Origin of the sequence: Nocardia amamiensis NBRC 102102 (assembly GCF_001612745.1) — a bacterium.
GTDB lineage: Bacteria > Actinomycetota > Actinomycetes > Mycobacteriales > Mycobacteriaceae > Nocardia > Nocardia amamiensis.
On record NZ_BDBA01000248.1, the window covers coordinates 1 to 15092 of the forward strand.

The 15092-nt window shown below is 62.4% G+C and carries 8 protein-coding genes and 2 pseudogenes; 4 read left to right on the forward strand and 6 right to left on the reverse strand.

The window, feature by feature from the left end; all coding sequences use genetic code 11:
* The 4 genes from NA4_RS33380 to NA4_RS33395 form a co-directional block, all read right to left on the reverse strand.
* Positions 1-981, reverse strand: a 981-nt coding sequence (locus NA4_RS33380) for an AMP-binding protein (protein ID WP_307188615.1), incomplete at its 3' end; no start/stop codon positions are given.
* Positions 982-1482: 501 nt separating this feature from the next.
* Positions 1483-2286 carry an AMP-binding protein gene (locus tag NA4_RS33385; protein WP_067479292.1) on the reverse strand — a complete coding sequence of 268 codons (804 nt, stop codon included), beginning with the start codon at positions 2284-2286 and terminating at the stop codon, positions 1483-1485.
* A gap of 923 nt (positions 2287-3209) precedes the next feature.
* Positions 3210-3710: a three-helix bundle dimerization domain-containing protein gene (locus NA4_RS43860; RefSeq protein WP_373862861.1), complete on the reverse strand. Its 501-nt coding sequence runs from the start codon at positions 3708-3710 to the stop codon at positions 3210-3212.
* Positions 3711-3767: 57 nt separating this feature from the next.
* Positions 3768-6479, reverse strand: coding sequence for an alpha-mannosidase (locus tag NA4_RS33395; protein ID WP_067479296.1), 2712 nt, complete (start codon positions 6477-6479; stop codon positions 3768-3770).
* Positions 6480-6720: 241 nt separating this feature from the next.
* On the opposite strand from NA4_RS33395, the gene NA4_RS33400 reads away from it, so the two are divergent.
* Complete coding sequence (locus tag NA4_RS33400; RefSeq protein WP_067479298.1) at positions 6721-7605, forward strand: ROK family protein; 885 nt, start codon at positions 6721-6723, stop codon at positions 7603-7605.
* Between the two features lie 5 nt (positions 7606-7610).
* On the opposite strand, the gene NA4_RS33405 is transcribed toward NA4_RS33400, so the two are convergent.
* Positions 7611-9044, reverse strand: a complete 1434-nt coding sequence (locus NA4_RS33405; RefSeq protein WP_169811165.1) for an MFS transporter — start codon at positions 9042-9044, stop codon at positions 7611-7613.
* A gap of 461 nt (positions 9045-9505) precedes the next feature.
* Here NA4_RS33405 and NA4_RS33410 point away from each other — a divergent pair, with 461 nt between their 5' ends.
* Positions 9506-12418, forward strand: coding sequence for a glycoside hydrolase family 38 N-terminal domain-containing protein (locus NA4_RS33410; protein ID WP_084497694.1), 2913 nt, complete (start codon positions 9506-9508; stop codon positions 12416-12418).
* A gap of 71 nt (positions 12419-12489) precedes the next feature.
* A pseudogene (locus NA4_RS43865) lies at positions 12490-12836 on the forward strand (transposase); the annotation flags it as partial.
* 20 nt (positions 12837-12856) lie between these two features.
* On the opposite strand, the gene NA4_RS33420 reads toward NA4_RS43865, so the two are convergent.
* Positions 12857-14080: an IS110 family RNA-guided transposase gene (locus NA4_RS33420; protein ID WP_067479304.1), complete on the reverse strand. Its 1224-nt coding sequence runs from the start codon at positions 14078-14080 to the stop codon at positions 12857-12859.
* Positions 14081-14333: 253 nt separating this feature from the next.
* Between NA4_RS33420 and NA4_RS40955 the strand changes: the two are divergent.
* A pseudogene (locus NA4_RS40955) lies at positions 14334-14756 on the forward strand (transposase); the annotation flags it as partial.
* Positions 14757-15092 lie beyond the last annotated feature (336 nt).

Genomic DNA, 15092 nt, shown 5'->3' on the forward strand with positions numbered 1-15092 from the left:
GTGGACGCCGAGGGATGGAACCGGCGTGCCGATGTGCGTCGGTTCGTCCGGGCGTAGTGCCTTGGTGCCGGTGGCGAAAATGGTGGCCTCGGTGGGCCCGTACGCGTTGTAGAACGACCGCGTGCCGCTCGCCCACCGCCCGACCAGTTCCGGACCCACCCGCTCACCACCACACAGAATCACCTGAAGGTCTTCGAGCCCGGCGGGGTCCAGCGACTCCAACGCGCTCGGCGTGATGCAGAGATGTGTCACGTGCTCCCGCCGCAGCAGATCAGCTAGCTCCACCCCGGCGAACACTGTCGGTGGAGCCACCACCAACGTCGCACCCGCCGAAAACGCCAACAACATCTCGATCACCGAGAAATCGAAACTCGGCGTACACAAATGCGTGACTCGAGACTCCCGGGTCACCCCGCGCACAGAGACCTCGTGCTCGACCAAACTCCCCAGACCCGCATGCGTGACCGCGACACCCTTCGGCTTGCCCGTCGACCCCGAGGTATAGATCACATACGCCAAATGCTGCTCGGTCAGCGGCCGTGGCCGATCCATGTACGACACCGCATGCCCCGGCTGCGCGGCGATCCTCGCCTGATGCGCCCGAGCATCGAGTTCGATCCACTCGATACCTGAACTTGGCAAACCCACCCGATGCGCCGCGACGGTCACCCCCAGGGTGACACCGGAATCCGAGACCATGTGCACTATGCGATCCGCCGGATAGCCCGGGTCCACCGGCACATACGCGGCGCCGGTCTTCGCCACCGCCCAGACCGCGAGCACCGACTCGACCGAACGGGTGATCGCCACCGCGACGAAGTCCCCCGGACCCACCCCGTACCCGATCAGGTAACGGGCCAGCCGCGACGACGCCTCGTCCAGCTCCCGATAGGTCAGCTCACGCTGGTCAGCCGGATCGCCAGTCGGGTTGTACCGGAGCGCGGCCGAATCGAACGCCGTGTCTACCCCGGCGGTCAGCAATTGGGGAAAAAGGAGATTTCGTGCTCGTGAGGGTCGGGGGCGACGGGCGGAACGACGTGACATGGTCATACGGCGCGAAATTCACTCTCTGAATTGATCATTAACCGCTGTGACTATGGAGGCAGAAGCGGTGCGTCAAATGCGTTAACCACGATTCGAGCGGGCGGTCGGACACTAGCGAACGACAACCGGGGAGGACCCCCGATGCTAGGAGACGCACGGGAGCATTCGGTCCGGTCGGCGAAAAGTAGGGGTTGTGAGCTGAGCCGTCACGCAAAAGCGTCAGGACGAAACATGTTCGCCCGTTGTGGTAGGCCACGAACGGGCACGACACTGAGCGTGCTGCGACGTCGATGTCGACAATAGGCGCCTTTCTAAGCCAGAGGTCGGTCGCCTGCTCGGCTATTGGAGCGGGTCACATCGGGGCGCCCGGCGACGACCGCCACACAATCAATGCTGGTTCCTACGCCTCCCATACTTCACCTCTCGCCTCGATTGGCTTTATCCGTTGATATGCCCGTATGCACCGGACATATAGGGTCGCCACTCCGAGATCACGATCTGCACCTCGGGACGAGGCTTTGTCCAGTCACCCGGGGCGACGAACCAATGGGTGACCTCGCCTTCCGCCAGGTCTTTTGCGAGATCGCCACTCGGGAGAACCGAGAGTGCGCCAGCAGTGGTCGAGGCAAGAAACTCCAGCAGGAGCGCGAGACCGGACAATGCGGTGGTGAATGTGGTCGACTCGTAGTCGATCTCGTACTCCTCACGCACCCACTCGGCCTCGGCAAGAGCCTCGGACTGGGAGAGCGAAATCATCTCGCCCGCCGTGGCGACGACGAACGCTGGGTGCTCCTCCCTCAGCGGGCGCACTCGATCGCCGAAGAAAACCGGACGTGACGCCGCCGCAGCAAGATCCCGCTTCACCTGCGCATCCTCAAGCGAAACCCAGAGAATGTCACTGTCGGCCAGCGGTTCCGACGAGATCCCAAACCCGGAACCCGCAGCGGTCAACTCCTCGGCCGTGAGGTCACCCGCGAACAGGCACGCCGAACCGACCTTCGCCACCGCCCACGCCGCGACCACCGCGTCCACCGACCGCGGCAGCGCCACCGCGACGACATCGCCCGGTCCCGCGCCGCTATCGATAAGCACCCTGGCCAGCTGCGAGGAACGCCGATCCAGTACATGGTAGGCCACCTCGTCTTCCCCGGCCAGCAGCGCGGGCGCCTCCGGGTCCTCCTCGACGACCTCGGCGAGTACCTGGGCGAACGTTCTCCCAAATCGACGAACGACACCTTTCATTATCGATCACTCCGCACTCAATCTCGGACTTGGGCTATACATTCACTCCACCTCGCAAAGCGCGCGTTCCGACAACCATCAGCCCAAGCTCAAAGCCCACTCAGCCAGTCGCAGGAAGCGTGCCCTTCGCATTCACGAAGACCTCATACAGTGCGGCTCACAGCCCCAGTTGCCGCAACCGATCTTCGCACCTCTCCACCACGATCGTTATGGGGGAAATGCCTACCTAACACCCCGCAGCATTCACCCCCGGCGCAGATAGCGGCTTCAGGTCTCCCGCCGAAACCTGATCCCGAAGCTCCGGTCTCGAACACATCCGACGAGACCGGTCGGCATTTTGCCGTCATCGGCAGGCGCCGCCGACTGCAGGCAAGCCATGGGGCCGGGCAAAAACCGCAACGGCTCTACGTCCAAGACGGTATTGACCGATGTCGGAGCGATTGAGTGCGCCGCGCGACCGCAACGGCAGTTCAAGCCGAAGATCGTCCCGATTTATGCTCACCCGGTCGGCCGGGTTCAACGGCCAGATCCGGTCGCTGCATACGCGGGGCATGTCTGTGCGCGAAATCCACGCGCACCTGCAGCAAGATGTTCGGGGTCAAAATCAGCGGCGATGTCATATCCCGGGCGCCGACGCCGTCGCGGAGTATATCACCAGCGGGCGATACCGGCCCTTTGGTTCCGGGGTGGTTTCGACCTGTGGTTGCGATTCAGCAGGGCCGAGAGTCCTGCTCGCAGTCTCGCATAACCCCTGCATGGTACGATGACCGATCACGATCCGGAATCGGCGGTTGTGTCCGCCAGGGACGCCGCTGAGGTCGTGCCGGCTGGTGCTACACCCCATATCCCGCGGCAATCGCTTTCTGCAACGGCGCGAAGCCCAGCAGATCGCAGTCCTTCACACTGGCGTTGAATGCAGCAAGCTATTTGGCACAACCATTTGTCGACTGAGGACTCGGTTCCTTCCGTGGTCGGGCCCGCGGCCCGGCTTCCGGGCGAGACGGTGGACATGGGTTGGAGACCTGAGGGAATCTGCGACGAATCTGGGCCAGACAGCGGTGAACCTCATGGAGTTCGTCCTGAAGCCGTCGTGATTCCGCCGTCGTCGAAATTGCAGGCCCCGATCCCACCCCGCGCTGCATGGCTTCGATGAGAAAGGCGATCTCGTCCGCCTCCACGACGAGCAGGTTGAAAAGCACTTGGGCCTGCTCCATGTCCCGATGGTCGCTCACCGCAGGCTCATGTCCTATCGAGGTTCCGGAGAGTTCTTGACCGGCGCTACGTTCGACAAGGAGAGGAACGATCTCACCTGTCGCCGTGTTGGTGAAGCGTCTGTGGGCCTGTCGGACAATCAATGCCACGGTCGTGGCGGAGTGCTCGGGATGACGCTTCGCGAGTCGCGCGACAAGCTCTCCGATCTGCATCTCCTCATCGTCATGCACGGCTGATTTCCGCTGAAGCTCGACCGCGGGGAACACCAGTCATCGCGTGTCCGGTCGACGCAGCCGTAGCGTGCAGATCTCGCCGCCTCGAAGAACCATGGAGAGTGCGCGACCTACTATCGGTGTGGGCGCCTGCAGCGCTCGCTCTTCCAAATTGCAGATGGTCGCATCCTTCAGCTCGATCCCGAACTGCAGCTGCGCAGCCACGTGATCGTTGCTCGAGTTGAAGACTCGGATAATGATTCCATTACTGTCTTCGGCGACCTTGACCGCTGACAAGACGACATCCGCTGGCGAGATCGACAGCCCCAGCAAGCTGGTGGCCGCGCCAACTGTGGTGCAGCCAACCCTGGGTCGTGCTCCTTGGATTGCGCAACCAACCAGCGGCACAGAAAACTCCTCCGCAGCCTGATATAGCAGCCCTGCGGGGTCGCCGGATCGGTACGGCCGGACCGCCAACCGAAACGCTTGCCAACCAGGGCATTGCGCTTTGGGGGTCGGCAACGCGGGTCCGATCTTGTGTTGTCGCAGCGGATGATCAAGACGTGCCAGCCATCCCACTGATCGCAGCAGGGTCACTTCCAGCGTGCCGTCCTCTGTGCAGGAGTACTCGTGCAGCCCCTCCGTGAGCACTTGCATCCCCGCTGCGTTGTCATGGGTGGCCACGAACCGCCGCATCGCAAACACACCTGTCGGAGCCTCCATCCATCCCGCTGTCGCCTGCGACCAAGTACCGTCGCGATACACGACGCCGAAAGCAGATTCGGCACATGAGCGGACGTTTCTGGTGCCGGTAGGAAACCGCATCCGAAGCCGGTGATCCTCGGCGGTGTTATGCACGAACACCGTCACATCGAGCCGGTCGGAATGCGCATTCAGCCTCAATTCCATGAGGATCGATATCTTCACCGTCGCGGCCGATCGCGTCTGCCGATCCGGTTGCAGTTGCCTGGGCACATCCATGGTGCCGAACACGGTGAGCGTGTCAGGGCTGCTACCCGGGTTCACATTCCATGTAGTTGCCGCCGAGGAAAGGAGTTCATCGTCGGGTACCGGTCCGAACCCGTACTCGTCACCTGCGTCGCCGTCCTCGACCAGCTCCAGTAGCCCGGAGAATGTGCGGCCCGTGTCCCGTTGCGTGATCGACACCGTTCCGGAGTCAGCGACCAAGACTTCTAGATGGGCGTTGCGGAGCCCCCGCGCGGTGCGCTCGACTGCCGGATCAGGTCGTCCAGCCGAGGCATGCGGTGTATCCCTTGTCGGCACCAGACGATAGGTCGCGTTGCTCAGCGGAGCGACATCCGTTGCAACAAAGGCGATGTGGTCACGTTGCAGTTCTTTCCTGCGGTTCAGGATGTCTGCCACCGCGATCTGCTCAGCCGGGGAAACAGTGAACGGCACGCTGCGTTGATCAGCGTCGAGCAGAGTATAGGCCGACCAGTCCACGCTCGCTCCCTGCGTCCAACCGAAGCGTCGCTCACCGAGTGGGGCGTCTAGATCGGGTACCACAGCGACTTCCACGACGTCGGTGCGAGGATGCGCGCTGGGGTTGACCACGACGATAGGAACCTGCTCGGGATCTCCGGGGGGCGCGACCGCGTGAGCGATACGTTCGAGTGCGTCTCGCGTCACTTCTGCAGCGATCCGTTCCACGTTCTGGTAGCGGTGGATCATGTCCTGGTGAACTTTGTCGACCGAGCATCCGCAAATCGAGTCGTGAGCATGGTTCTTCAGCAGTTCCCCCCATGCGAATCTCAGCGAATCGCGTGAGCTGCGCCCGTCTACTCCGATGGCCAGCGCATCCAGGCGCTCGGCTACACCGCACAGCAACGACTCGACTTGCGCGTTCATAACCTTCAGCGGGGTCCTGGTCGACCCGATTCCGTCGAACACGTCGTGGTGCCGACCACGCCGCAGCTCCCCTTCGATCACCATTTCCGGCGGGAGCGCGAGTGATAGGTCGTGATATTCTTCGAGGCCGCCTAGCTGCAACTTGATCTCCGACTCAGCGTTCAGGGCCGCTACCATAGTCGGCACGTCGGCTTGGACTCGGAGGTGATCGCCACCGTTCAGCAGCAGCAGTACCCCAGTCTGCGAGTGCTGCGCCAGACGATCCAGAAGCTCCGTCAACGAGTCGTATCGAACCAGCGTGCCGTGGCGCAACGACATCGTCTTCGGATCCGGTGACAACACTGCCGCATTGGAGTAGCTCTCACTCAGCCACGTCACCATCACCTGCGAGCCGTCGGGAGCACGCCAAAAGAACTCGCTGCCCGTCTCTTCGATATCGAGCCCGAATCCCCGCATGGCATAGAATGTCTCGATGTCGAAGCCCCGCAGGATCTGTGGAAGTTGATGCACGTGTCCGAACGTGTCGGGCAGATACCCCTCCCGCATCACTCGCCCGTACCCCCGAGCGACTTCGCAACCCACCAGCAGATTCCGCACGATCGCCTCACCTGACACATGGAACTCATCCGGTTGCACATAGAACGGACCCAGCCGTAGACGCCCTCGAGTAACCAGCGCCATGACCCGGTCTCGCTGGCTGCGGCGAATCTGCAGATAGTCCTCGACTATCACCGACTGCCCGTCGAGCAGAAACACTGGCAGGTCGGGATCGTTTTCCATGGTCTCGATCAATTCGTCGAGGAACCGGATGAGATGGAACCGCATCGTCTCGAACGGCGCGTACCACTCGCGATCCCAGTGAGTATGCGGCACAACCACCGCAACCTGATCTTTACCCACGTCAACCTCCCTGATCTCAGCGCTACGTCATCGTTGACGTAGCAAACACCCTTCCGTACGCTCTGTCAATGCGTGACCTGCCTCCTAATCGGCGCCGCCCCGGTTCGCAGAACGATCATCCGCGCATAGGCATTCCGCGGCAATCGTGACGTCGGCGGCGTACCAATCGGAGCTCGTGTGATGTCACGCGAATCCATTGAATGTCCGCTTCAACAGCATGACGAATCGAGGTTTGGTAGGGATGACAGTGCTGGCTCTCGACATAGGCGCGACGAAGCTCGCGGTCGGCCGTGTGGCTCCTGATGGCGGTGTGCACGACATCCGAGTGGTCGCCGTTCCAGCGAGTTCGGTGTGGGAAGTTTGCCGACAACTTTTGCTTGATGTGGCGGCTGAGGACGAGGTCCAGCGCCTCGGCATCGCTTCCGCTGGGCCGATTGACACGACCATCGGGGTAACAGCACCGTTCAACATCCCAGAGTGGCAGACCGGCTTTTGTATCGTCGCGGCGACGCAGGAGCTGTTTCCTCGCGCCACAGTACGATTCGCCATGGACGGCGTATGCCTCGCGTTGGCTGAGCAACGCTTCGGAGCTGCCCGTGGCATACCTGACGCGCTGGCAATGACGGTCTCCTCCGGCATTGGTGGCGGGTTGCTAATGGGAGGGTCGGTCGTCTGGGGCCGCACGGGCAATGCGGGACATGTCGGCCATATCCTGGTGCCGGGCTTCGATGACCCGTGCGCGTGTGGTGGGTACGGTTGTGTCGAGGCGGTTGCGAGCGGATGCTCCGCGGTGCGGTGGGCACGCGATCAGGGGTGGGTCGGCGAAACCGGTGTCGAACTCGCCGAGGCGGCCCGGACCCGCGACCCGATCGCGATTGCCGCGCTGCGGCGCGCGGGAACTGCACTCGGACAGGCGATCTCATCAGCTGTGGCGACCCTCGACGTCGACTTGGTCGTGGTCGGCGGGGGTTTCGCCCAGGCAGGTCCGCCGCTGTGGGACCCGCTACGCCAGTCGATGGCTCGGCATGCCCGACTCAGATTTCAGTCAGGCTTGCAGGTGGTGCACTCGCAACTCGGAGTCCTCGCCACCCTGATCGGTGCAGGCACACTCACCATGACTCCGTGAGCCGGCTAATCTTTCCGCGCCTCACTGTTTACCAGGATCGTAGGTTCGTCGTTGCCGACGTGGGTTGCTGGTGGACGTGCCGGAGCGATCCGCCCGAGCCAACCCGACCTGCCATGAGCGGCAGTCGCGGGTGTTGGTTGCAGGTCGAGGGTGTTCCCCCGAGCGGACAGACAGGCCAGCGCGCTGATCACACCCAGGCCCGCCAACAAGGTGGCCAGCGGCCATGAGGAATTCGTCTCAGCAACCAGGTAGGTGGCAACGACCGGAATAAGTCCGCCGATCGCATTGCCACCCTGATAACACAGTGAAATACCCGTGTACCGCAGGTGGGCTGGGAATTGGGCGGCGAGCAATGCAGGCAGCACTGCGGACATCAGAGTCTCGAAGACTGTGGCAACGCCCTGCCCGATCCAGATCACGGCTCCAACGCCCGTGTCCACGAATAGATAGAGCGGGAAGGCCCAAGCTGCGATCAGCGCTGCCCCGGTACCAGCGATCAGTCTGGGCTGCCGCCGCATCGCCCAGTAGCCAACGAAGAGGATCAATGCGGCCTTGATGATCGCTGTGATGAACTGGCCGGTCAAGCCAATACCTCGATCGAGGCCGAGGTGGCTCACCGCGTAGCTGATCGTGAACGTGTTGATCAAAATCCAGCCACCACTGCTAAGTAGCGTGATCATGGTTCCGATCAGCAACGGGCGCCATGCGGTGCGCAGCAGATCCGCGATCGGCAAGCGAGACCGCCGATTGGCCTGCTTCACCTCGATGAACGCTGGCGTCTCCGAAAGACGCAGCCGTATCGCCAAGCCCACAGCCAGCAGCACGGCCGAAAACAAGAACGGAACGCGCCAGCCCCAAGCCAGGAACGCCTCGTCCGGCATCGTGCCGAACAGCAAAATCATAAGTGTGGATGCCATCAGTCCGAGCGGCGAACCCAACTGCGCTATCGACGAGTAGAACGCGGCACGTCCTTTGGGCGCATGTTCCAAGGCGACGAGCGAGGCGCCACCCCACTCACCACCGATGGCGAATCCCTGCAGACATCGCAGTAAAACCAGACCGATCGGCGCCCACACACCGACCATCGCATAGGTAGGCAAGACGCCAATCGCGGTCGTTGCACTGCCCATGAGCATAAGCGTCACAACAAGAATGCTCTTACGTCCGATCCGGTCGCCGAGGTGACCGAACACTATGGCACCTATCGGACGCACCAGAAAGCCCGCCGCAAAGGTCGCGAATGCCGCTAGAGTCCCGGCGACGGGATCGTCCGAAGGAAAGAACACCCGACCGAGCGCAACGGCGGCCGCAGTTCCGAAGAGAAAGAAGTCGTAGTACTCGATAGCCTGACCCGTTAGAGCAGACAGCGCGGCTCGGCGATGCTGGGGAGGCACACCCCCCTGCCGCCGACTCGCATAAACGCCGCCCGATATCATCATAGAGCCTCCTCGCCGACAAGTGGCGTACGACAACGTTGACGCAGACCCTGCTCTTCGACTATGCGGCATGTCAAGGCTCACCATCGCATCGGAGATCAACTGATCAAGGAAGGGCTGCGCAAGCGCAGGCCCATGGACCGCCAGGTCACACGGATAAGCGCAGCAAGGCCCAGCCTGTACCGCGTTCACTAGCGGCGCGAGGAAACCTCTCGACCGTGACCAAGACCACTCGACCGAGCCTGGCGACCAGCGGCCTACACGACACAACAGTTGGAGTTCGCTTCCTGCAGGCTCTCACGTGTTGATGATGTTGTGCCGCAATATATTCTGCGTGGACACGAATTTGTCGAAAATTTCTGCGCAACAAGCGAGTTAGGAGCAACGCACCCACCGGGAACCGAAGACTTGGGTTGGTCCGCGATAGATTGTGCGGGATACGATTCGCAAGTTGCCGAGTCCCCATGCTCGACAACCTCAGAACGGACCAGATCCCCGCTGTTGCGGCCCAGGTCGCGTCGATTCGTCCGATGGAGCTGTCTCGTTCGTCGAGCAACGCCGCATCACGGCCTGCACGGGGGCCGGTTCCATCGGGGAACAGTTCGGCAGTTCGACTGCAGAACCTTGACAAAAAGGGCCAAAGTAGGGTTGTCTGCGTCAACGTTGACTTGCAGGTAGGAGGATTCAACGTGACACCAGGCATGGTTGCAGTGGTTCTGCCCCAAACGCACTGGGATCGCGGGTGGTGCACGTCGTTCGATACGATGCGGTTTCATCTGCTGCAGTTCTTCGACGAGTTGATCGAGGCCTTGGAGTATGATCGAGATCTGCCGATCATCGTCCTTGACGGGCAGTCCGTGATTTTCGAGGATTACCTGGAGGTCGACCGCGACCGTCGGAACCGGGTGATGACGCTTGTGGCACAGGGCCGTCTGCGTATCGGCCCATTCTATGTGCAGCTGGACGAGTTCCAGGTGTGCGGTGAGGCGATCGTCCGCAATCTGCTACTGGGCTGCGAAGTTGCGCATCGCCTCGGGCACGTGATGCGAGAAGGATATCTGCCGAATACGTTCGCGCACGTACACCAACTTCCACAGATCCTTCGCGGCTTCGACATAGACACGTTCGGATTCGGCTTCGACGTCGAGAAGACGGGCAGTGAGTTCACGTGGCAGGCACCCGAAGGGTCACGCGTGGCAGGGGCGTGGCTGAGCGAAAGCTATTCCAACGCAGCGGCGTTGCCGTCGAATGCGAAGGCCATGTCACTGCAGGATGGCGCCGTCGTTCGATACGACTCGCTGGCCGAGTTGTTGGAATGTCTGGCGTTGCGTTCCCGAACCAGTGTATTGCTGCAGCTACACGGGTGCGATCACCTTCGCGTACAGGCAGAGGCACGGAAGGCCGCGGCAGCGCTCGACAGCGTGTCGGAAGACGCACTTCAACTCGGCGGACTTGAGGAATGTTACGCGCTGTCCGTGACGCGGCTGCCGCGGAATGTGGTTGAGGAAGGGTCACGGCACGGTCGCCGCCACGGTGCGTTCAATGGAATCGTGTCGACCAGAACTCCGCTGAAGGCCATCAACAACCGGGCCGAATCGACGTTATGTGACGTGGCCGAACGTCTGGACGTGCTGGCGGCCTGCCTCGATGGGCGTAGTTCACGCGATTCCCTGCGGTTCGCCTGGCGGGAACTGCTGAAAAACCGCGCTCACGATTCGATCTGTGGCAGCTCGGTCGACGAATTACACCGAGACATGATTCAGCGATACCGTGCCGTGCTACGCACCGCTGATGCCGTGACATCCGACGCCATCCACCGTATTGGTCACGCCGTCGTTCCTGCGGTTGCCCCCACACAAATTCCGATCGTGGTCGTCAATCCCAGCGCACATACACGCAGCGACAGCGTGGAAATCCGCAATATATCCGACCTTCACACCCCACGCGGGGACCGCCCGTTGCGCTGGACGCAAGGATCGGGCATCGACCTGCGGAGCTACACACTGCTCGACGAGAACCAGCGAAAGGTCCCCTTCAGTGTCTCTGATGATCAAATAGCAGAACCAGATGTGCTCCACAGCCGAGACGAACTGCGGTCGGATCGAATAACGTTTGTAGCCACCGATGTCCCCCCTCTCCGCCACGCGGTGTACTGTCTGGTTCCAACGACAGTGGTGCCGCATGGTGGCACCACCCGAGACAACCCTCAAGTCGAGCGGACCACGCGGGGACTTCGCAACACCCATCTCGACGTCTCGGTCACCGAAGACGGGACGATCTCGATCACTCATCGGGCCACCGGACGCACCTTTTCCGGATTGTTCGAGCTGATCGACGACGGCGACGCCGGTGACGAGTACGGCTTCGGCCCGCTACCTGATGATATCCCCATCTCATCGACCTCGAGTAGGTGGTCAGTAGAAACGGGTGCCATCCCGGAGACGCTCGTCATGTTCGGGGCAATGAAGCTGCCGATCGCACTGAGTGCGGATCGACGCAGGCGTTCATCAGAAACGGTCACGATCTCGCTCGTCATACTGCTCCAGTTGGCTACTTACTCCGATCGACTCGACGTCACAGTGATGGTGGACAACGCTGCCGTGGATCATCGACTCCGGGTGCGGTTTCCCACCGGCACCGGGCACGCTCAGTTCGTGGCGGAATCAGCATTCGGCCTCATTCACAACAACGATAGCGAGCTCAACACGACGGCGGGATCGCTTGAGTCTGCGACGGGAGGGGTCGCTATGCGACGGTTCGTTGCAATGCATGACGACACGGCGGGTCTGCAGGTTCTGACCGAAGGGCTGCACGAATACTCCTGCACAGACGACGGCACGCTCGAAGTGACCCTGATGCGGTCAGTCGGATGGCTGGAGCGCACCGACCACCCACCGCGGCAAGACGAATTCGGATCTCAACTGCCTACTCCCGCAGCACAGTGTCCAGGTTGGCAGTTCTTCCGGTGGGCGGTTAAGCCTTATCTATCAGACGACCCGGTCGGGCAACTGTACCGGACTGCCGAGGAGTTCTCGGTGCCACTGTGCGGTTCCGCGGTCGAGGCGATGCCCACTGGCAGCGCCGCAATCGGTTCAACACTACTGGGACTATCGATCTCACCAGCGGACGTCGTATTGTCCGCGGTGAAGGTAGCCGAGAACGGCGAGGGCATCATAGTTCGCATCTTCAACCCGACCAGTGACAACGTAACTGCGCAACTACAGTTCGGGATCGACCTCAAAGATGCAACGGTATGCAATCTGGCAGAACAAGCTCTGAAAGCCCCCATACCGATATCGGGTCGCAGATTTGCTATTGATCTTGGCAGGAGCGAGATCAGAACTCTCCGACTGCGGCAATACCACGAGAGATGCTAAGACGGTGTCTTACGTGGTTGTGATTCGTTCGCGTTGTGCCGGAATCGGCTGTGCTGCATGATGTTCGACTCGTGGTCGATGAGTTGTCGAAACGTCTCGTCCCGGACGAGTTGTGGCCCTGGTCGAGCCGTTGCTTCCGGAGTTCACTGCGCGTCCGCAGGGTGGTGGCACCGCGCCGGTTGATGAGCGGGCGGTGTTCACCGCGGTGGTGTTCGTGCTGACCAGCGGTTGCGCGTGACGGATGCTGCCGGGATCGTTCGGGGTGAGCGTGCCGACGGCGCATCGCCGGTTCAGCGTGTGGACCGAAGCTGGGCTGTGGCGGCGTCTGCACAACGCTGTCCTGGATGAGCTGGGCGGTGCGGGCTTGATCGATTGGTCGCGGGCGGTGATCGATGCGGCGAGTGTTCGGGCGAAAAAGACATCCCAGGGGCTTGGGTGTCAAGCGGCGGTCGCTTTCTCGGTGTGTGGGGACCACGCGGCGGCTTCGTCGTAGACCGTTCGCGTCTTGAGACAGCCGTGGAGGATGCCGACAAGGCGGTTGGCCAGCTGGCGCAGCGCGGCCTGGTGTTCGAGGCCGCGGGCGCGGTGTTTGTCGTAGTAGGCACGCGCACCCGGCGAGACGGTCAGGGCGCTGAACGCCTGGCGGAGGAGGGCGTCGATGAGCCGGTCGTTGTGCACGAACCGTACTGCGACGATCTTCTTCTTGCCCGAGGCTCGGGTGATCGGGCTGGTGCCGGCGTAGTTCTTGCGAGCCTTCGCCGAGGCATAACGATCATGGGCGTCTCCGAACTCGGCAAGCACCCCGGCGCCGAGAATCACGCCCATCCCGGGTTGGGACAGGACGATCTCAGCGTCCGGGTGCCGGCCAAAATGCGCCTCGGCCTGCCCTTGCAGTGCGGTGATCTGTTCGCGCAGGGTGATGAGCACACTGACCGACGCTCGTGTGGTGGCCGCGTAGGCGGTGTCGATCACCGCGTCGCGTCGTAGGTGCTCGCTGCGCAACACTGCCTGAATGCGGGCGGCTTTGGCCTCGACGTCGCGGCGGCGGGCGCGGGTGAGCGCTGCGCGGATCTGGTTGAGCGACAACCGCGCCGCCGACACCGGATCCGGTGCCTTACCGAGCAGTTCCAGGGCGTCGGGCGCGGTGAGATCATCGAAGGCTTCCAGCGCGGCTGGGAAATACTCACGCAGTGCGTGCCGCAACCGTTGAACATGGCGGGTGCGTTCCCAGATCAGCGTCTTGTGCGCACGCGCAACCACTTTCAATGCCTCGACCTCCGCGCTGTCGGCAGCGACCGGCCGCAGCTGGTGGGAGTCGGTGCGCACCACATCAGCCAGCACGTGCGCATCAGCCGGGTCACTCTTGGCGCCGGAGACCGCGTGCCGCTGCCGATAGCGGGCCGCCTGCAGGGGATTGACCGCGAACACCGAGTATCCGGCGGCGATCAGCGCCGCGACCCACGGTCCACGGTCGGTCTCGATCCCGACCACGACATCAGCGGCATGGGTGTCGGTGCCGGAGTGCTCGGCTATCAGCGCGTGAAATCGTGCGATCCCGTCGACCCCTTCGGGCAGCCGGGCTCGGGCCATCCGCTTCCCGGCCGGGTTCATCAACTCGACGTCGTGGTGGTCTTCTGCCCAGTCGTCACCGACGAACAGCAACTCGAATTCTCCTGTCCTCAAACGATGTCATGACATCGGCAGCGTTCGGGAGAACTCTCGGCGCCCTAATGAAAAAGTGCTCACGCCGCTGCGGCGGGCACGACATCCCATCAGCGATCCATCCTCCCGGTCGACCGGCGGGGACACGATCTTTTTTCAGGACTCGAGGTCCTGGGGGCCCAAACAGTGCTCACCCGCCAGCCGCTACCGGCAGCGAGTCTGCCCGATCGGACTGGCCCGCTACATCTCATTAGGGGTACCTTTGACCGGCCCGAGCCCAGTCGATCGCGGCAAGCCCGGTTCGAAGATCCACGTGCTGTCCGACCGCGCGGGAATCCCTCGTCGGTGGGTATTTCGGCCGCCAACACCAATGACGCCGAAGCGTTGCGCCCGCTGATGCGGGCGATCCCGGCGGTCCGGTCGCGGCGCGGTCCGCGGCGACGCAAGCCCGGCAAGTTGCACGCGGACAAGGCCTACGACACCGCAGATCTGCGCCGATGGGTCGGTGACCGCGGGATCGGCGTCCGCATCGCCCGCAGAGGTATCGAATCCTCTCAGCGACTCGGCCGCCACCGTTGGGTGATCGAGCGGACGATGTGCGCCGCGAAAGCGGCGTGTCGTATCCCCGGCTCAGCCGGGAGGAACTTGGAGGGAGGTTCTTGGGTCTAATGGCTGACCTGATGCCGAAAGGCTAACGGGACAAGAGCATGCCAGAGAATCCGGCGACCGGGTCCAGCGGTCAGGGACGGGGTGCCGGAGGGACCCGCGTGATAGGGCGAAAGCTGGATTGCCTGAATCCCAATCTCCAGTCGATGCAAGTTCTCATCCGCCGGAAACGACCGCTGAAACCGGTGTCGTGCCCTGCGTCGGAGTCTATGGTGGCCGACGCAACCTCCAGGGTGCGAGGCGATGTCCAGCGAGGGCATTCAAGGAGATGAGTGGGGCGCCTACGTCACGCTGGCACGTACGACACGCACGAACGCGGGATCGCCTACGGGACGCGAGTCCTAGT